Genomic DNA, 20,436 nt, shown 5'->3' on the forward strand with positions numbered 1-20,436 from the left:
CGAACAACGTGAGGTGCGGCACCTCAACATGCCGCACCTCACGTCACGCTACTGCCATCTCGCCATTCTTGGCGAAACGATCTTACCGCCAAGTCGTTCAATCAGCGGGGCGCAGAACTCTTCACAGAAGTCGTTACTTGCGATCAAGAGCTTCGGCGTGGCCTGCAGATTAATCGCTTCTGTCAGCAACTTACCCTCAGCATGGTTATGGCCGACGATGAGCGGTGCATCCGTCTTCTTCGGTAGCCGCGGATAGACCCTGAGAGCTTCGTCCGCCTCATCCAGAAGACCTATCTGGGCATCGGTGATCTCGCTGCGCGCGCCCACCGCAAACAGGTCCAAGCCGCCCCCCTCGGGAACGTGCAAGCCGCCGACCGTCTTCCATCGAGCACCCGCACCCATTTTCTTGGTCGCCGCGTCAACACGTGCCTGCAGATGAGTCGGGTCTGCGGTCGACGACCCATTGCAGTTGTGGACGAGGACCGCTGTGGTCCCAGCCTCCACGTAGTACGTGTGGAGGGTGCCGATGGTGAGGTCGTAGGTGGTGGTGTGCGCGTGGTACAGGCGGACACCGGTGACCTCGGTCGTGCCGGTCGGGGTCTGGAGGACGTCGCCGGGTTGGAGGTCCTTGGCCTCGACGAAGGCGGACTGGGTCTTGTCGTAGAAGGGGTGGTGGAAGGTCGTCGTCAGGTGGGCGTCCTTGGCGTCGGCCTTGGGGGCCTGCGCCGGCGACACCTTGCTGACCGCCGCCACCGGCGCCGTCGACGGCTGGTGCGCGTCACCGTGGCCGTGACCGGCCGACAGGGCGCCGAGCACCGCCGCCGACGCCGCCAGGCCGAAGGCCGCCTTGCGGGCCGCCTTCTTGGCCAGGGTCTTGGCCGCGGCCTTCGCGCCGGCCTTCACCGACTTGCTGTCGACAGGCTTGCCCGCGGACTTGCCCGCGTCCTTGATCGTCAGGTCCACGAAGTCGTGGTCCGTGCGCGTGACGATCACGTCGGTGACCTTGTGCGTCTCCGTGCCCTTCGCGCCCGGCACCGAGTTGGCGATCGAGTCGCCGATCCGCACCTGGTCGATGGCCTTGGTCGTGCCGTCGGCCATCAGCACCCGGGTCGAACCGGTGAAGCTGTGCGGAAGGCGGCAGCTCGGACCGGACTCCTCAGCAGCACCACCCGACTCGTCGGAGTGCGACTGGGACCGGGTTCCCGCCCCCTCCGACTCCGCCGCCGAAGCCGCTTCCTCCGTCGCGTCCGTCGCCGCCGTCTCCTCGGCCTCCGTCGCGCCCTTGCCGAACAGGCCGCCGACGACCTTCATCGCCTTCGGGGCGACCTTCGCCAGGATCTTGCCGCCCAGGCTGCCCAGGGCACCGCCCAGGGCGCCCGTGACCGCGCCCGTCAGCGCCGACTCCCCGAAGGCGCCCGCGCTGCAGTCGCCGCCGCCGTTCTCCGCGCACTTGAAGCCCTGCTCCACCAGCGCGCCCGCCGCGCCCGCGGCCGCCGCGCAGCCGATCGAGCCGACACCGGCCGTCACCGCCTCACAGCCCGCGAACACCGCCGTGGACACCACGAACGAGGTGATCGCCGCGGCGTGGTGCTTGACGTACTTCGCCGCCGACTTCGCCGCCTTGACCGTCGCGTGGTACGCGGTCCTCGCCGCGTGGGCGACCGCGTGCGCGGCCTTCCTCACCACGTGCGCGACCTTGTGCGCCGCCTGCTTCACCGCGTGCACCACCCGGTGCACCGCACGCGAGACCCGGTGGTACGCCGAGTGCACCGCATGGACGACCCGGTGATACGCCCGTCTCACATGCCTCGCGGCGTAGTGGTAGACACGCCGCACCACCCGCACCGTGGCGTGGTAGTAGTCCCGCACGTGGTGCACCACCTTGTGCGCCGCGTGCTTGACCGCGTGGACCACCTTGCGGGCCACGTGCTTGACCGCGTGGTAGACCTTCTGCGCCACGTGCCGGACGGCGTGGCTCACCTTGTGCGCGACCTTCTTCGCGCCGCACACCACGTCGTACCAGGAGCAGTTGCCCGACTCGTCGGTACCGGCGAGTGGGTTGTCGTCGACGTAGGCGAACGGGTTCGCCGCCACCGAGTTCGGCACCGGGTTCAGCGAGATGCTGTCCTTGTTCAGGAACACCCCGGTGTCCGGGTTGTACCAGCGCGAGGCCGTGCCGACGTCGCCCGTGCCCGGCTCCGTCCACCCGGACTGGAAGCCCAGGTGGCCGCTGATCGTGTTGGCCGGGGAGACCACCTTGCCCATCGGGTCGTACGAGACGGAGCCGGTGAGCGAGGTCGCGCCCGAGGCGAACGTGCCGACCACGTCGTTGTGCTGGTCGGTCAGGGCCAGCACCCCGCTGCCGCCGCCGGTCGACTTGATGCCGACGATGCCGCCGGACGGGTCGTAGGTGTAGTTGCTGTCGCCGTCCGAGGCGATCGTGTTGTCCGCGCCCGAGTAGGCGAAGGTCCGGGTGGTGCTGGACGCCCGGTCCCGGTCGGAGATGTTCCGGCCCATCGCGTCCTGCGTGTACGACTGCTGACCGGCGACGATCTGGCCGCCGAAGGCGTCCGTCTGGTACGCCACCGTGCCGCTCGCCGACGCCTCCTGCGTCATCGTGCCGCGGGCCGAGTAGTCGTAGGAGTTGACGCCGTCCGACGTGAGCTGGTCGCGTTCGTCGTACGTGAACACGTCCGAGCCGCGGCGGATGCGGTTGCCCGAGGCGTCGTAGCCGTACGTCGTCGTCTTCGTGCCGTCGTTCCACGACGTGAGGCGGTTCGCCCAGTCGTAGCCGTAGGTGTTGGAGGACGCGCCCGACACGCCCGTCGTCGTCTTCGACGTCAGGTTGCCGTTCAGGTCGTAGCCGTACGTGAAGCTCGCCAGGGTCGAGGCGTCCTGGACCAGGACGTCGCTGGTGAGTTCGTGCGCGCTGTTGTAGCCGAAGGTGCGGGTCTGGCCGGTGGAGCCGTACTTGACCGACTTCAGCTCGTTCAGCGAACCGTACGAGTACGTCAACTGCGTGCCCGTGGCCGCGTCGTTCAGGGACGACAGCCGGCCGGCCGTGTCGTAGCCGTACGTCGTCGTGCCCGCCGCGTCCGTGCGCGAGGTCATCGAGCCGTCGTCGTTGTAGGCGAAGTTCGACGAGCCCGCCGAGCCCGAGGCGGTCAGGACGTCACCGCGGTCGTCGTAGGTGAACGCGTCGTGCGTGGCGTCCTGGTGGTCCGCCGCGCCGGCCGTGCCCGCCTCCGCTGTGTCCGCCGAGAGCACCCGGCCGTCCGTGTCGTAGGTGAAGCTGCGCGTCGCCGTCGCCGCGTCCGCGCCGGAGCCGGACATGGACGTGAGCTGGCCCACCGAGTCGTACGTCATCGACGTCGTCACGCCGCCCGGAAGCGTCGCGTTCGTCATCTGGCCGTCGGCGTCGTAGGCGAAGGTCGTCGTCGAGTCGGCCGCCGAGGTGTACTTGGCGGTGGTCGGCTCGATCACCTTCTCCTGCTGGCCCCACGGCGTGTACGCGTAGCGCCAGGAGTTGCCGCGGCCGTCGGTGAAGCGGGTCCGGTTGCCGGACGCGTCGTAGCCGAAGGTCGTGGTGATCGACGTGGAGGCGTCGACCGGCTGGATCTCCTGGGTGATGGTGCCGGCCGCGTCGTAGGTGAAGCGGCTGGTGTGGCCGTTTGCGTCCGTGGCGGCGGTCATGTTGCCGACGCCGTCGTAGGCCTGCGAGGTCTCCCAGAGCTTGGTGCCGCTCGCGTCGTAGGACTTCGTGGCCGTCGGGTCGCCGCCGGCGTTGTAGTCGGTGGTGGTGTAGGTGCCGTCCGCCAGCGTCGTCTTCGCGCGGTTGCCCTCGAAGTCGTAGGCGTAGCTGGTGGTGTTGCCCGCGCCGTCGGTGACGGAGGTGATGTCACCGGCCCGGTTGTAGGCGTACTGCGTCGTCACACCGCCCGGGGAGGTGGTGGAGGCGGCGTGCGCGCCGTAGGGGTTGCCGGTGGTGACCGCGTAGGAGTTGGTGGTGGTCAGCGTCCGCGTCGACGGGTAGCGCTCCAGCGTCGACTGCGTGAGCTGCCGGCCCAGGAAGTCGTACGTGGCCTGGGTCTGCGCGCCGGTCGGGTCCGTCGCCGAGAGCTGCTCGCCGTCGGCGTCGTAGGTGGCGTGCGTCTTGGTGCCGTCCGGCGCGGTGGTCTGGGCGAGGTTGCCCATCTGGTCGTACAGGTACGACGTGGTCTTGCCGCCGGGTGAGGTGACGGAGGTCTGGTTGCCCTCGCTGTCGTACGTGAAGACCGTCGTGCCCGCGTTGGCCGAGGAGGCGCCGCTCGGGGTGTACGGCGGCAGGGTCTCGGAGACCTTGTTGCCCTCGGCGTCGTACACCGTGGTGGTGACCAGGCCGTTGGGGTCCTGCTCCTCGACGCCCTCGCCGAAGGTGTTGAAGCCGCTGGTGGTGACCGGGCGGACGGTGGAGGCGGTGGTGCCGTCCGGCTCCGCCTGGACGGCGGGCGCGGTGGTGACCGCGAGGTTGCCCGCCTCGTCGTAGCTGTAGTCGGTGGTGTGCTGCTCGGCGTCCGTCATGGACGTCGGCAGGCCGCGCTTGTCGTAGCTGTACTTCGTGGTCTGCGCGTCGGAGGAGCCGACCGTGCCGCCGGAGCGGCCCTTGCCGTAGAGCGAGGTCACCTCGGAGTCGGACAGGGCCCGCTGGTAGACCTGCACGTTCGAGACCGCGCCGGGCAGCTGGTCGGTGGAGCCGCCGGCGTACTTGGCCTGCCCGATGGTGAGCGGTCCTGTGGCGTTCCACGGTGTGGTGTTGGTGCCGGAGCCGGACAGGCTGCCGTTCACGTAGATCTTGACGGCGCCGGTGGCGGCGTCGAACACGCCCACCAGTTGCGTCCAGTCACCGGCGGTGGGCACGGCGGTGGAGTAGGCCGACGGGAACGAGGTGCCGGAGGCGTCCGAACTGGTCTGCCCCATGCTCCACAGCGGCGCGCTGGTGTGCGCGTAGTTGTACTGGAGCATGAAGGCGCTGTTGGTGCTGCCGGTCTGCGCGACGACGGTCTCGTTGTGGGCCGGCAGCGAGCTCATCTTCACCCAGGCCGAGACCGTGTACGACGCGGTGGTGTCGAGCACCGGCCCGTTCGTGGCGATCTGCTGGTCGGACGTGCCGGCGAAGTTCGCCGCGCCGTCGCTCCACGTGACGCCGGTCGCGGTGGCCGAGTTGCCGGTGCCCGAGGCGTCGGTGACATGGGTGCCGGAGGTCTGGTCGAGCTTCCACCAGCCCGCCGGGTGACCGGAGGCGTCCCCGTACAGCGTCTCGCTGAGCAGGTTGCCCATGTCGTCGTAGGTGTTGGTGGTGGTGCGGTCGTAGCCGGAGGCGTCGTGGTCGCTCTCGGAGGCGACCTGGTCGTCCGGGGTGTACGACACCGTGGTCACACGGTCCACGCCGGTCGGGTCCAGCTCGGTGGAGGTGGTCCGGGAGGCGGCGTCGACGGTGTACTTGGTGACGGTCTCGCCGTTGTCGGACGTGGACTGCAGCAGGTTGCCGGCCGCGTCGTAGGTGTCCGACTCCAGCGTGTACGTGCTCTTGCCGTCGGCGCTGGTGCGCTTCACCGTCGCGGTCAGGCCGTCGTCGGTGTACGTGTACGACGTGGTGTTGCCCATCGCGTCGGTGATCGACGCGAGCCGTCCGGCCGGGTCGTAGGCCCGGGAGGACTCGGTGAGCAGGGCCGCCGGCTGCGGGTTCGTCGGGTCGCCGGTGGACATCAGGCCCTGGGTGAGCAGGTTGCCGTTGTCGTCGTAGGTGTAGCGGGTCTCGTTGCCGGCGGTGGTGACCTCCTTGGTCTTGTTGCCGGACGAGTCGTAGGTGTACGTCGTGGTGTTGCCGTTGGAGGCGTTCTCGGCCGCGTTGGCGTCGGCCTCGGTCGCCACGTGGTCGTAGGCGTCGTAGGTCCACGTCTGCGTGCGGGACGTGTCGCCGCCGCTCGCGTCGGCGACGGTCTGCGAGGTGGTGTTGCCGTCCTCGTCGTAGACCGTGCTGGTGACCGCGGCGTGCGTGGCGCCGGTGACGCGGTCGGTGAGCTGCGGGTCGTGCTCCTCGACCACCTGGCCGGCGGCGTCGTACTTGTACGACGTGACCAGGCCGTTCGGGTAGGTGTCGGAGACGACCTTCTGGGTGGTGACCTGGCCCAGGCCGTCGTACGTGTACTGGGTGACCAGGTCGATGGCGTCCGTGGTGGAGGCCACGTCACCGTTCTTGAGGTACGCCACCTGGTTGACGGCGCCGCCCGGGCTGACGGTCTTCACCGGCAGGCCCTTGGGCACCGTGCCGCCGTCCGCGGAGGGGTAGGCGCTGGTGCCGTCGCTGTACTCGGTGGTGGTGGCGCGGCCGTTCGGGAAGCCGGGCACCGCCGGGCCGGTGACCTTGGTCTGGTTGCCGGCCGAGTCGTAGGTGAACGACGTCAGGTAGGTGGTGTCCGTCGCGGACGAGGACCGGCCGTCGCGCTCGGTCAGGAGCTGGTCGTTGCGCGGGTCGGCGGTGGTCAGCTGCGGCGTGGTGTCGTCCGGGTAGTACGTGTAGTACTCGGTGTTGCACTTGTTCGCGGGCTGGTCCTGGCAGGACGTGGAGGAGACCACGTTGCCGCGCACGTCGTGGCCGGTGACGGTCATCGCCCCGTTGGGGTCGGTGACGGTGTGCTCGAAGCCGGCGGTGTCGTAGCCGAAGCTCGTCCTGTTGCCCAGGCCGTCGGTCTCGGTCAGCGCGCGGTTGTTGTTGGTGACGTCGTAGGTGTACGTCAGCGTGGAGTTGGTCGGCGAGGTGACCTTGACGGTCTTCACCGGAAGCAGGCCGGTGGAGTTCTTCGCCGCCTCGAACTGGTCGGCGACGTCGGCGTCGGACAGCTGTGAGCGGAAGAGGGCCACCTCGGCGATGGAGCCCTTGAAGTAGGTGGCGTAACCGGTGTTGTCGGTGGTGCTGTTGTGCGGCTCGTCCGGCCAGTAGCCGCCGAGGAAGCCGCCGCCGACGTAGGCGTACGTCTGTCCGGACATCGCGGCGGTGCCGGTCTGCGTGCCGACGAGCGCGCCGTCGAGGTACAGCGACTGGCTGCTCGCCGAGGTGGACAGGACCACGTGGTGCCACTTGCCGTCGGTCACGGAGGCACTGGAGACCAGGGGGTTGTCCGCACCGCCGGAGAACCAGAACTCTCCGTGCAGCTTGCCGCTGCTGCCCACGTAGAGCACGGGGGTGTAGCCGGACGCCGTGGTGCCGGCGGACAGCGGGTTCTTGGACGCGCCGAGCAGCACCCCGTTCGGGGTCGACGTCTTGAACCACATGCTCGTCGACTCGGCGCCCGAGCCCGGGACCGATCCGCCGGGCAGCGTCACCTGGGACGCCGTCCCGTCGAAGGTGGCGGCCTTGGCGTCGCTGAACGGGCCGGTGGCGCCGAGGGTCACGGTGTTGTAGGTGCCGTCGCCGCCGCGCACCTGGTCCACGGCGGTGGTGGCGCCCGCGGCCTCACCGAGGCGGAAGTACTCGGAGGGGGCGCCGCCGAGCACGGCGCCGCGGTAGGTGTCGCTGGAGCCGGCCACGGTCGGGGCGCCGAGCTTCCACACGCCGCCGTTCTCGTCGGTGAGCTGGGTCAGCGTGGTGGAGTCCGCGTCGTAACCCATCGCCGCGAAGGTCTTGCCGGACGGGCGCGTGACGGAGTTGAGCAGGCTGGTGCCGTGGGTGCCGTACGTGTACAGGGCGTTGACGTCGGCGGCGACCAGCGGGCGGCTGTACCAGCCGACGTCGGCGATGGTGCCGTTGAAGTAGGTGGCGTAGCCGTCCTTGGCGGTGGTCGAGTAGTGCGGCTCGTCGGGCCAGCTGCCGCCGAGGAAGCCGGTGCCGAGGTAGTTGAACGACTGGTTCTTGCCGAACGCGGTCGCGCTCTTGATGGAGACGGTGCCGGTGCGCGAGCCGACCTTGGTGTTGTCCAGGAACAGCGACTGGGAGTTGCCCGCGGCGGACAGCACCACGTGGTGCCACCTGCCGTCGGCGACGGACGCGGAGGACACGATCGGGTTGACGCCGCCGCTGTACCAGAACTCGGCGTTCAGCTTGCCGTCGGTGCCGACGTAGATCGACGGGGTGTAGAAGCCGGCTGCCTGCCCGGAGCCGATCGGCTGGGAGGCGTAGGAGTAGAGCACGCCCGGGCCGGCCGAGGTCTTGAACCACAGGGAGATGGCGCCGGAGTCGGTGTCGTTGCCGAGGTTCTTCGGCAGTGAGACGTCGGAGGAGGTGCCGTTGAAGGTGGCGGCCTTCGCCGAGGACCCGGTGAGCGGGCCGGTGGCCTGGCCGAGGGTGACGTTCTCGTACGTCGCGTCGGTCGTGCCCTCGTTGGCGAGGATCGTGTCCTTGGCGCTGGTGCCCGAGGTCTCCGACAGCGGCCAGAAGGTGTGCGGGTCGAGGTCGAGGGCCGCGTTGCGGTAGCCGGAGCCGGAGGCGTAGCCGTAGGCGGTGCACTTGGTGGTGGACAGCGGCGAGCAGACCTTGGTGAGCTGGTCGCCGGTGTAGCCGTAGGTCCACGTCTGGGCGGTGGAGGTGTCGCCGGGGGTGACGGGGTCGGTGACCACGGTCGCCACGTGCGCCGCCTGCGCGCCCGAGGGGGTGCTCCAGGTCAGCGACAGGGAGCGGCCGGAGACGGCGGACGTCATCTTGGTGACGTGTCCGCTGGTCCACGTGAGGTTGATCGCACGGCCGTTGGCGTCGGTGACCGAGGTGAGGCCGTAGCCGCCGGAGCCCAGGGACTGGGTGAAGGTGTAGACGGTGTCGTCCTTGTCGGTCAGCGTGTAGCCGCCGGTGACCGTCTTGAAGGTGGCGAACCGTCCGTTGCCGGGGGTGAAGGTGCCGTCGCTGTTCTTGCCGTAGCCGACCTGGGAGCCGTCGGGGTAGGTGATGACGACGCTGGTGACCGTGCCGGAGGCGTTGTACTGCTCGGTGGCCCGGGAGTCGAAGATGCTCGACCAGCCGGAGCCGAAGGCGCCGGTCCAGCGCGGGTCGCGGGAGTTGTAGTCGCGCTCGACGTCCAGGGAGGGACCGACGGTGGAGATCGAGGCGTCGGTGTCGGAGGTCGTGTAGTTGCCGATGGCCGCGTCGAAGCCGTGGTCGCTGCTGTTCTGCGACAGCCCGGAGGTGATCACGGGCTGCGGGACCTGCACGGACAGCGTGTACGGATCGGCCGGGGAGTACAGGTTGGTGGCGGAGTCGTACGCCTTGACGGTCCAGGTGTAGGACTTGCCCCAGGCGAGCTTGCCGGCGGGGACGGTCCAGTCGCCGGTGGCGACCAGGCCCGAGTCGGCGACCTTGGCGCCGGAGCCGTCGTAGACCTGGAAGAGGTACTGGTTGTTGCTGCCGCTGGTGGAGTTGGCGCCGCCGGCCCAGGCGGTCAGTTCGGGCTGGGTGGTCCCGACGACGGCGTTGTCCTGCGGGAACTGCTCGTAGAGCTGCGGCGCGGTGTTGCCGGTGTAGGTGACCGAGAGGACCGGGCCGAGGTTCGGGTCGTTGAAGGAGCCGAACTGCTTCCAGTGCAGGTTGTCGGTGGTCGCGGCGTAGACCGCGAGGCCGTGGTCGGCGGTGGTGCCGCTGAACCAGCCCTGGATCGCGGAGGTGGACAGCGAGACCGTCACCCAGTCGCCCACGGAGCGGTCGCCGGCGGTGTTGGCGCACGCGGTGGGCACGCTGGGCGTGAGGTTGCCGATGGAGGAGCCCTTGGAGGGCCCCGGGTAGGAGGTGACGGACTCGGGGGTCCAGGAGCTGGTCACCAGGGCGACGTCGAACCGCTCGGCGGTGCAGGTGGAGGCCCAGGTGTCGAAGAGCTTCAGGGACGCCGAGGTGACGGTGGCGCCGCTGGCGTCCCAGGCGGTGTCCCAGTGGTTGACGAAGCTGTTGGCCGAGTGGGTGCCGGAGTCGTAGGAGCCGACCTTGATGGTCTGCTCATAGGAGTGGTCGACGTTGTTGCCGGACCCGGACTCGGCGTAGGTGGTGGTCCAGCCGTCGGTGACGGTCGGGTCGACGGTGACCGGGAAGACGCGGTGGGAGTCGTGCAGCCAGCGGCTGTCCAGGGTCACCTTCAGCGCGTAGCCGTCCTTGCCGTGGACCAGCTCGGAGGTGACGTCGTGGGTGGTGGCCGGGTCACCGGAGCGGCGGTTCACCTTCGAGTCGTACGCGTACGCCGGAGGGATGCGCTCGACGGTCTCGCCGGCGGAGTTCCTGAGGTCGATCCAGCCGTTCCTGTGCTGGACGGGCGTGAGGCCCTTCAGGGTGAGGGGAAAGGTCCAGGAGTTGGCGGCGTCCGCGGAGTGCAGGACGACCGACTCCTTCACGCCGGTGGCGGTGGGCGACAACTTCAGGTCGGTGGCGTCGAGGACGCCGCCGTAGGTGACGGTCGAGCCGTGGGCGGTGCCCCGGACGGGGGCGGCGCCCTGAAGGGTGTAGGCGACGCGGTGCTTGTCGTCGAGCGCGAGGGAGGCCAGGGCGGAGTCGGTGGCCTTGGCGCCGAGTTCGACGGCGAGGGAGTTGGCCTTCTCGTGCCAGCGGCCGTCGGGCCCGGCCCGTACGTCCACGTCGATCGGCGCCCAGCGGCCCTTGCGCATCTGGTAGTTGACGGGTGAGGGCGATATCTGGCGGGTGGTCGAGCCGTCGGCGTTGTCGTAGACGGTCTCGTTGCGCGTGGACTTGGCGGCGTTCCGCTTGCTGGTCTTGGCGTTGAAGGCGCCGCCCGCGCTGCGGCCGTGCTTCACGGCGCTCGCGTGCGGGTGGTAGGCGGCCAGTTCGCCGCGGCCCTTGCCGGGGGCGTGGCCCGCGCCGTGGTGGGCGTCGGTGGCGTCGGCGGAGACCTGGTGCCGGTGGCCGGTTGCCGTGCCGGACTGCTGGTGCGGCAGCTTGCCCCAGTGCGGGTCGGTGAACCAGGACGCGAGCGAGGACGCGCTCAGGCTCGGCAGGTCGACGCGGCCCAGCTCCAGCCCCTCGGCGAGGGCCTGATCCGTCGTCAGCATCAGGGCGAGCGCGGTGAGCGCCACCGTGGCGACGAGGCGCTGCGTTCGACGTGCGAGAAGGGCTGGCCGCACGCGGCGCGCGGTGCGCGTGGGGCGTGGGCGGCGGCTGAGCGGCCACAAAAGCACGGGTTCGACTCCAGCGGTCAAGAACGACACAGAAACGCGCTGATCTTGCCCTCTGGTGAACATCCTGTGGACACGTCAAGGAACGATCTTGTGCAGACCTTGACCGCCTCTTGCTGAACCTGACCGCTTTGCTGTCCGGCGCCCCTTTGCGACTTGTGAACGTCTTTACGGCTCCGTTACAGGACCCGTATCAGTTGTTCATCCGACGGTGACTCACTTACTGGCGTGCCGTCACATTTGCTGCGCAAGAGCGAACTTCAGCCGCCGCACTGCCGGAGCATCATCCGCTTGTCGGCCGCCGTCACCGGAAGGTCGTACTTCACCGACACCTGGGCGAAGCGCACCGAGTAGGCGCAGCGGATCGGCTTGCTCGGCGGCAGCCAGGTCGCCGGCCCCGAGTCGCCCTTCGCGCCGTTGGTCGGCCCGTCCACCGGGATCAGGTTGAGCGGGTCGTTGGCGATGTCCTCCCGCTTGCCCTTCGCCCAGTGCGACGCGCCCATCTGCCAGTCGTACGACAGCGGCATGACGTGGTCGATCTGGACCTTCGCGGCGCGGGACTTGGTCCACTCGATGGTCCTGCCCGTGTACGGGTCGTGCAGCATCATCGAGGCGACCACGCAGTTCGAGCCCGACCGGAAGCGGAGCCGTTCCCCGTCGCGCTTGAGGAGGTCGTTGCGCGAGTCGCATCCGTTGTGCGCGTAGGGGATGCCGCCCGGGGCCGAGTCCATCCAGGCGTATCCGAACTTGTCGCGCTCGTAGCCCGTCTTCGGGCCGCGCCCCTTCGTCGCCACCTTCCCGATCAGCGAACGCGCCCTCGCCAGGTCCGCGGCGGACGTGATCGGGGCCAGGCCGGGCTTCGTGCCGTCCGGGTTCTCCAGCGGGCTCACCGCGCGGCCGTCACCGGCGGTCGGCACGGCGGAGTTGGACGGCCCGCCGTCCACGGGCGGGGCGAGGTCCTTGCAGCCGCCGAGCAGCAGCCCGCCGGCCAGCAGCGCGGCCGACGTCACCAGGGCGCTCCGGCGCCCGCCTCCGTGCCCCACGGGCCCCTCCGCGCGCACGGCGGCCCCGCCCCTCAGACGCGTCACGATGCGCCCCTCCCCTTGCCTCCCGGTCCCGCCCCCGACGCGGGCGGTCGTTCTCCGGCTTCCCACGGTAGCGACGAAGATGTCCATGCCATATGAGGCGTGAAGAGGCACACGGCGCATACCGGGCGTATCGTCGGTCGGAGCGACGTCCGGAAGGAGCTCTTCCATGGGCATCTTCGACAAGTTCAGGCACAAGGCCAAGAGCGTGTCCGACACGGCCGAACGGAAGGTCAACGAGAGGACGGGCAACAAGTACGAGTCCCAGGTCGACCAGGCCCAGCAGCAGGCGGAGCGCCGCATCGGCATGGAGCAGGAACGCCGTCCCGACGAACAGCAGCCGTAGCGGCGAAGGCGGGACGCGCCACCGGCCCCGAGAGGCCGGTGGCCCGACGGCGTGTCACGGACAGCGTGGCACGCCCAGCGCGTCCCGAGCCTGCTACGACCCCAGGACCGACGCGAGGAACTCGCCGACCCAGCCGAGCAGTTCGCGTCCGACCAGCGGCTTGCCGCCGACCTTGGCGGTCTTCGGGCGGGGCACCAGCACCTGGTGGACGGTCGGCTTGATCACCGATCCCGGGTACAGGCGCTTGAGCCGCAGCTCCTGCGACTCGCGCAACTCCACCGGGGCGAAGCGGATGTTGGCGCCCTGCAGGACGATCTCGCCGACGCCGCACGCCCGGGCCAGCATCCGCAGCCCCGCCACCAGCAGCAGGTTCTCCACCGGCTCCGGCAACTTGCCGTAGCGGTCGGTGAGTTCCTCGCGGACCGCCTTCACGTCCTCCTCGGAGTTGGCGGAGGCGATGGCCCGGTAGGCCTGCAGGCGCAGCCGCTCGCCGGGCGCGTAGTCGTGCGGGACGTGCGCGTCGACCGGCAGCTCGATCTTGACCTCGAGGGGGGCCTCCTCCTCGATCTCGCCGGTCTCCAGCTGCCGCCGGTAGTCGGCGACCGCCTCGCCGACCATACGGACGTACAGGTCGAAGCCGACGCCGGCGATGTGGCCGGACTGCTCGCCGCCGAGCAGGTTGCCCGCGCCGCGGATCTCCAGGTCCTTCATCGCCACGTACATGCCCGCGCCCATCTCGGTGTGCTGGGCGATGGTCGCCAGCCGCTCGTGGGCGGTCTCCGTCAGCGGCTTCTCCGGCGGGTAGAGGAAGTAGGCGTAGCCGCGCTCGCGGCCCCGGCCCACCCGGCCGCGCAGCTGGTGCAGCTGGGACAGGCCGAAGTTGTCGCCGCGCTCCACGATCAGGGTGTTGGCGTTGGAGATGTCGATGCCGGACTCGACGATCGTCGTCGAGACCAGCACGTCGAACTTCTTCTCCCAGAAGTCGACGACGACCTGCTCCAGCGCCTGCTCCGACATCTGGCCGTGGGCGGTGGCGATGCGCGCCTCGGGCACGATCTCCCGCAGCCGCGCCGCCGCCCGGTCGATCGACTCCACCCGGTTGTGGATGTAGAAGACCTGGCCCTCGCGCAGCAGCTCACGGCGGATCGCGGCGCCGATCTGCTTCTCCTCGTACGGTCCGACGAAGGTGAGCACCGGGTGGCGCTCCTCCGGCGGGGTGGTGATCGTGGACATCTCGCGGATGCCGGTGACCGCCATCTCCAGGGTGCGCGGGATCGGGGTGGCCGACATGGTCAGCACGTCGACGTTGGCGCGCAGCTTCTTCAGCTGCTCCTTGTGCTCGACGCCGAAGCGCTGCTCCTCGTCGACGATGACCAGGCCCAGGTCCTTGAACTTGGTCTCGGAGGAGAACAGCCGGTGGGTGCCGATGACGACGTCCACCGAGCCGTCCTTCAGTCCCTCCAGGACCGCCTTCGCCTCGGTGTCCGTCTGGAAGCGGGACAGCGCGCGCACACTCACCGGGAACTGCGCGTACCGCTCGCCGAACGTGCCGAAGTGCTGCTGCACCAGCAGGGTCGTCGGCACCAGCACCGCGACCTGCTTGCCGTCCTGGACGGCCTTGAAGGCGGCGCGGACCGCGATCTCCGTCTTGCCGTAGCCGACGTCGCCGCAGATCAGGCGGTCCATCGGGACCGTCTTCCCCATGTCCTCCTTGACCTCGGCGATCGTGGTGAGCTGGTCGGGCGTCTCCGCGTAGGGGAAGGCGTCCTCCAGCTCGCGCTGCCAGGGCGTGTCCGCGCCGAAGGCGTGCCCGGGGGCGGCCATGCGCGCGGAGTACAGCCTGATCAGGTCCGCGGCGATCTCCTTGACCGCCTTCTTCGCACGGGCCTTCGTCTTCGTCCAGTCGGCGCCGCCGAGGCGGTGCAGGGTGGGGGCCTCGCCGCCGACGTACTTGGTGATCTGCTCGAGCTGGTCGGTGGGGATGTACAGGCGGTCGCCGGGCTGGCCGCGCTTGGCGGGGGCGTACTCCACCACCAGGTACTCGCGGGTGGCGCCCTGCACGGTGCGCTGCACCATCTCGATGTAGCGGCCGACGCCGTGCTGCTCGTGGACGATGTAGTCGCCCGCCTCCAGGCTGAGCGGGTCGATGGTCTTGCGGCGGCGGGCCGGCATCCGGGCGCCCTCCCGGCCGGACGCCTTCTGGCCGGAGAGGTCGGTCTCGGTGAGCACCGCCAGCTTCAGCGCCGGGGCGACGAAGCCGTGGTCGATGCAGCCGCACGCCACGTGCACCAGGGACGGCGAGATCTCGCCGAGGTCGGCGTCCAGCCGGGCCGCGACGCCCTCCCCGCCGAGCACCTCGACCGTGCGCGCGGCCGGGCCGTGGCCCTCGGTGACGAAGACGGTGCGCCAGCCGTCGGCGAGCCAGCCCTTGGTGTCGGCGAGCGCCCTCGCGGTGTCGCCGCGGTACGTCTCGGGGGCGCGCATCCCCAGCTTGAGCGTGTCGCCGTCCCCGGCGGACTCGTCGGCGGCGAACGGCGAGACCGACCACCACATCATGTCCAGCTCGCGGGCCCGGTCGCGGACGTCGGCGATGGACCACAGGGAGGCCGCGCCGACGTCGATGGGCGCCTCGCCTCCGCCCGCGGTGGCCGCCCAGGACGCCTGGAGGAACTCCTGCGAGGTCGCCACCAGGTCGGAGGCGCGGGTGCGCACCCGCTCGGGGTCGCAGACGACGGCCATGGCGCCCTTGGGCAGGACGTCGATCAGCAGCTCCATGTCGTCGACGAGGACCGGCGCCAGGGACTCCATGCCCTCCACGGCGATGCCCTCGGCGATCTTGCCGAGCAGTTCGCCGAGCTCGGGGTGGCGCTCGGCCAGGGCCGCGGCGCGGGTGCGGACGTCCTCGGTGAGCAGCAGCTCCCGGCAGGGCGGCGCCCACAGACCGTGCTCGGCGACCTCCAGGGAGCGCTGGTCGGCGACCTTGAAGTAGCGGATCTCCTCGACGTCGTCGCCCCAGAACTCGATGCGCAGGGGGTGTTCCTCGGTGGGAGGGAAGACGTCGAGGATGCCGCCGCGCACGGCGAACTCGCCGCGCTTCTCCACCAGCTCCACGCGCGCGTACGCGGCCGCGGCGAGGGCTTCGACGACCTCGTTCAGGTCCGCGGACTGCCCGGATCTCAGGGACACCGGCTCCAGGTCGCCGAGGCCCTTGACCTGCGGCTGGAGCACCGAGCGCACGGGCGCCACGACGACGGAGACCGGGCCGGTCTCGGGGTCGTCGGGCCGGGGGTGGGCCAGGCGCCGCAGAACGGCGAGGCGGCGGCCGACGGTGTCGCTGCGCGGGCTGAGGCGCTCGTGCGGGAGCGTCTCCCAGGAGGGGTACTCCACCACGCCCTCCGAGGGCAGCAGCGAGCGCAGCGCCGCGGCCAGGTCCTCGGCCTCGCGGCCGGTCGCCGTCACCGCGAGGACGGGGCGGCCGGTCTCGCGGGCCAGCGCGGCGACCGCGAAGGGGCGGGCCGCCGGGGGCCCCACCAGGTCGACGTGCATGCGGTTGCCGTCCGCGGCCGCGGTGATCGCTTCCGCTAGGGCGGGGTCCTTGACGACGGCGTCGAGCAGACCGTGCAGGCTCATGGAGGGCTTTCCGTCCGGGGTGGGCAGGGCTGGTGGACAACACGAAGAGCCCGACACGCGCCGCGGGCCGGGGGTCCTTCCAGCCTACGACGCCCGAACGGCGACCGGCGGAGGCTGTGGCAACACCCGGCCACTCCTGGCACACGGAGCCACGCCCGCCCGGCGCTCCGGGGCGCACCGGGCCGCCCCCGCAGCGCGCGGCCGCGCGGATGCCGAAGCCACACGCCTCGCGCCGGGCGGGCGCCCGAAGCCGGCGCCGGGCGGGCACGCCGCAGCCCCGTACCGGGCGGTCCCACACCGCAAGCGGCGCAGCAAAGCCCGGGGCCGGAAGTCACATGACTTCCGGCCCCGGGCCCGTCCCCCGCAACCCCCGTGTGCGGTGGTTCCGGCGTACGGCGCGGCCGCGCCGCTACTCGGTCGCGATCGCGTTCAGGACGTTCATCCGGCCCGCCCGGAAGGCCGGGATCAGGGCGGCGAGCAGGCCCACGAAGGCCGAGCCGACGAACACCCCGGTGATCGTCGGCCAAGGGATCTCCAGCACCTTCAGGCCCTCCAGCGCGAGCAGCTTCTGCGCGGTCGCGCCCCAGCCCATGCCAAGCCCGAGGCCCAGCAGCGCGCCGAACAGGGCGATCACCACCGACTCCAGCCGGATCATCCGCCGCAACTGCCGGCGGGAGAGGCCGATGGCCCGCAGCAGACCGATCTCCCGGGTCCGCTCGACCACCGACAGGGCCAGGGTGTTCACCACACCGAGGACCGCGACGACGATCGCCAGGGCGAGCAGGCCGTAGACCATGTTGAGGAGCTGGCCGACCTGGTCCTTCAGCTCCTCCTTGTAGTCGGTCTGGTCCCGCACCTGGTACTGCGGGTACTTCTTCATCGCGCTCTTCAGCGCCGCGTACGCCTGCTTCTCGCGGCCGTCCAGGGCCTTGGCGAACATGATCTCGTTCGGCGGGATCCTGTCCTTCGGGACGTACTTCTGCATGGTCGCGATGCTCAGGTAGCGCGCGCCCTGGTCGATGGCGGCGTCGTCGCTGGTGACGGCCGCGACCCTCAGCTTGGCCGTCCGGCCCCCCTTGAAGGCGACGGTCAGGGTGTCACCGACGTGCACGCCGTGCTTCTTGGCGTAGCCGGAGCCGACCGACATGGCGTCGTCGCCGTAGGCGGCCGCCAGGGAGCCGGCGGTGGTGGTGCGGCGCAGATCCTCGGCGTACGACGGGTCCGCGGCCGTCACCCCCTGGTCGTCGACCTGGCCGTCGGGCGAGGTCAGCGTGGCGTCGAGCGTCTTGTAGCGGGTGACGTGGGCCAGGCCGGGCGTGTCCCGCATGGCCTTCTCCGCCTGCGGCACGATCCGCTGCTTCCCCAGGACGATGAAGTCCGCGCCGACCGACCGGTCCAGCTCGCCCGTGGCCGAGGCGACCATCGAGGAGCCGACCACCGACAGGCACGCCACCAGCGCGAGGCCGATCATCAGCGCGGCCCCGGTGGCGCCGGTGCGGCGCGGGTTGCGCAGGGCGTTGCGCTCGGCCATGCGGCCGACCGGCCCGAACACCCGCAGCAGCACCGCGCTGATCACCCGCACCAGCCCGCCGGCCAGCAGCGGCCCGACGACGACGAAGCCGATCAGGGTCAGCACCACGCCGAGCCCCAGCACGAGTGAGCCCTCGCTCGCCTTCTTCACCCCGGCCGCCGCGAACAGGGCCGCGGCACCGGCGCCGGTGAGGACCAGGCCGATCACGCCCCGCACCCGGCCCGCCCGGCCGTCGGCCGGAGTGCCCGCGTCGCGCAGCGCGGCCATCGGGGAGACCTTGCCGGCCCGGCGCGCCGGGAGGTAGGCGGCGAGCACGGTGACCACGACGCCGAGCAGCAGCCCCGCCACCGGCGTGGTCGCCTTCACCGTCAGGTCCCGCGTGGACAGCTCCATGCCCATCGCCGACATCAGCTTCATCAGGCCGACCGCGACACCGACGCCCGCGCCGACGCCCAGGATCGAGCCGACGACACCGAGCAGCAGCGCCTCCACCAGCACCGAACGGTTGACCTGCCGGCGCGAGGAACCGATCGCCCGCATCAGGCCGATCTCCCGGGTCCGCTGGGCGACCAGCATCGAGAAGGTGTTGATGATCAGGAAGATGCCGACCAGGAACGCGATACCGGCGAAGCCGAGCATGGCGTACTTGATGACGTTCATGAACTGGCCGAGGCTCTTGCGGTTCTCGTCCGCGTTCTCCTTGGCGGTCTGGATCTTGTAGGCCCCGGCGCCGGTCCCGGCGAGGGTGCGCGCGACGTTCCGCTTCAGCGTCCCGTCGGAGACGCCGGATGCGGCGGTGATGTTGAGGTGTGTGAACCGGCCGGTGGCGCCGAGCAGTTCACGCTGGGCGGTGGCTGTGTCGAAGTAGACGATGGCCGCGCCGGGATTGGTCACCTTGAAGGTGGCGATGCCGACGATCCGTGCCTTGAAGTCGCCGGTCTGCGCGATGGTGCGCAACTCGTCGCCGAGCTTGAGGTGGTGCTTGCCGGCGGTGTCGGCGTCGACCATCGTCTCCGTCGGCCCGCGGGGGGCATGCCCGGAGGTGATCTCCATCGAGCGCAGCTCGTTGCCGTTCCAGTTGCCGGCGATCGTCGGGGCGCCGGTCGAGGAGCCCATGTTCTCGTTGTCGGCGTTCACGACGGTCACGTTCGCCGACACCACGCCGCCCTCGACCGACTTCACGCCCTCGGCCTCGCGCGCCTTCGCCACCAGCGAGGCCGGCAGCGACTCGGGCACACCGCTCTGCGGTGTCTTGTCGTTCCTCGCACCCTTCGGCGAGACGGTCACGTCGGCCGCCGTCACCGCGAACAGCTTGTCGAACGTCGTGTTCATGGTGTCGGTGAACACCAGCGTGCCGCACACGAACGCCACCGACAGCAGCACCGCGATCGCGGACAGCGCCATGCGTCCCTTGTGCGCGAGGAAGTTGCGCAGGGAGGTCTTCAGCACGGTCATGACGTCCGCCCGCGGGCGTCGAAGTCCTTCATGCGGTCCAGCACCTGGTCGGCCGTCGGCTGGTGCATCTCGTCGACGATCCTGCCGTCGGCGAGATACAGCACGCGGTCGGCGTAGGAGGCGGCCACCGGGTCGTGGGTGACCATCACGATGGTCTGCCCGAGCTCGTCCACCGACCGGCGCAGGAAGCCCAGCACCTCGGCGCCGGCCCGCGAGTCGAGGTTGCCGGTCGGCTCGTCGCCGAAGATGATCTCGGGTCGGGCGGCGAGCGCCCGGGCCACGGCGACCCGCTGCTGCTGGCCGCCGGAGAGCTGGCTTGGCCGGTGCCCGAGCCGCTCGGCGAGCCCCACGGTCTCCACGACCCGGTCCAGCCACGCCTTGTCCGGCTTCCGCCCGGCGATGTCCATGGGCAGGGTGATGTTCTCGATCGCGTTCAGCGTCGGCAGCAGGTTGAACGCCTGGAAGATGAACCCGATCCGGTCCCGGCGCAGCCGCGTGAGCTTCTTGTCCTTCAGGCCCGTGATCTCGGTCTCGTCCAGGTAGATCTGCCCGCTCGTCACGGTGTCGAGCCCGGCGAGGCAGTGCATCAGGGTGGACTTGCCGGACCCCGAGGGGCCCATGATCGCGGTGAACCGTCCGCGGGCGATGTCCACGTCGACGTGGTCCAGGGCGACGACACGGGTCTCCCCGGCCCCGTACGCCTTCACGACCTGCCGCGCCCGCGCGGCTACGGCCGTAGGCCCTCCAGTACCCCCGTGCCTGGGAATGGTCACAGCCGTAGTCACGGTAAGTCTCCTATGTCGGTCAGCGGTTGGCCGTACGCAGTGGTACGCCGATGAGTCTGGCCGGGGTGCCTTCCTGGCGCGCTGGTGCCCAGCACCCTCTTCCCCGGGGGAAAACCCCACCGTCGCCGGTGCGGTGCGCCGCCCCCCAGCGGCGTAGAGCCAGATTAAGGAGGAGGCCCCGGCCTTCTCGTCCTCCGCCGGTACGACCCCTCCCCGACCCCGAGTACGGAGGTACCCCTAGGGGCCGTCCACCGACGGGTGGAGGCCGTCTCAGGGTCGCCTCCACCCTCCGGCCCACACAGCCTCCACCCTCCCGCCGCGTCAGGGGCAAGCGGGAAGCCGCCGCCCGCCCCACCCACGTCCCCGTCCGCGACAGCAAGAACCCCGCCGGCCCGGCGACCGTCTTCTCGGGGGGGCGTCCTGGACGGCGTTCACCTCCTGGCTCGCGGGCTGGTCCCGGCTGATCCG

6 protein-coding genes are annotated in these 20,436 nt (G+C 70.5%); 1 reads left to right on the forward strand and 5 read right to left on the reverse strand.

The genetic code is table 11. The features are described 5' to 3' along the window. Positions 1-48 precede the first annotated feature (48 nt). Positions 49-11,085 (reverse strand): LamG-like jellyroll fold domain-containing protein, encoded by an 11,037-nt coding sequence (locus ACIPM1_RS23620; protein WP_402437675.1) that lies wholly within the window; start codon positions 11,083-11,085, stop codon positions 49-51. A 311-nt stretch (positions 11,086-11,396) separates the two neighbouring features. Then, complete coding sequence (locus tag ACIPM1_RS23625; RefSeq protein WP_402437903.1) at positions 11,397-12,215, reverse strand: HNH endonuclease family protein; 819 nt, start codon at positions 12,213-12,215, stop codon at positions 11,397-11,399. A 175-nt stretch (positions 12,216-12,390) separates the two neighbouring features. Here ACIPM1_RS23625 and ACIPM1_RS23630 point away from each other — a divergent pair, with 175 nt between their 5' ends. Further along, positions 12,391-12,567 (forward strand): antitoxin, encoded by a 177-nt coding sequence (locus ACIPM1_RS23630; protein ID WP_356187973.1) that lies wholly within the window; start codon positions 12,391-12,393, stop codon positions 12,565-12,567. A 93-nt stretch (positions 12,568-12,660) separates the two neighbouring features. Here the strand turns inward: ACIPM1_RS23630 and mfd are convergent, their stop codons facing one another. The 3 genes from mfd to ACIPM1_RS23645 all read right to left on the reverse strand — a co-directional run bounded on the left by mfd (position 12,661) and on the right by ACIPM1_RS23645 (position 19,968). Next, positions 12,661-16,197, reverse strand: coding sequence for a transcription-repair coupling factor (mfd, locus tag ACIPM1_RS23635; protein ID WP_402437677.1), 3,537 nt, complete (start codon positions 16,195-16,197; stop codon positions 12,661-12,663). 409 nt (positions 16,198-16,606) lie between these two features. Continuing rightward, a complete protein-coding gene (locus ACIPM1_RS23640) occupies positions 16,607-19,183 on the reverse strand; it encodes an ABC transporter permease (RefSeq protein WP_402437679.1) in 2,577 nt (858 codons plus the stop codon). Continuing rightward, positions 19,180-19,968, reverse strand: coding sequence for an ABC transporter ATP-binding protein (locus ACIPM1_RS23645; protein ID WP_402437681.1), 789 nt, complete (start codon positions 19,966-19,968; stop codon positions 19,180-19,182). Before ACIPM1_RS23645 ends, ACIPM1_RS23640 begins: the two co-directional genes overlap by 4 nt. Positions 19,969-20,436 lie beyond the last annotated feature (468 nt).

The organism is Streptomyces sp. NPDC086766 (assembly GCF_044746005.1).
In the GTDB taxonomy this organism is placed as follows: Bacteria; Actinomycetota; Actinomycetes; order Streptomycetales; family Streptomycetaceae; genus Streptomyces.

Bases quoted from the DNA above. Each gene is read 5' to 3' on its own strand.
- ACIPM1_RS23630 (WP_356187973.1), top strand. From the start codon at position 12,391: ATGGGCATCTTCGACAAGTTCAGGCACAAGGCCAAGAGCGTGTCCGAC.
- mfd (WP_402437677.1), bottom strand. From the start codon at position 16,197: ATGAGCCTGCACGGTCTGCTCGACGCCGTCGTCAAGGACCCCGCCCTA.
- ACIPM1_RS23640 (WP_402437679.1), bottom strand. From the start codon at position 19,183: ATGACCGTGCTGAAGACCTCCCTGCGCAACTTCCTCGCGCACAAGGGA.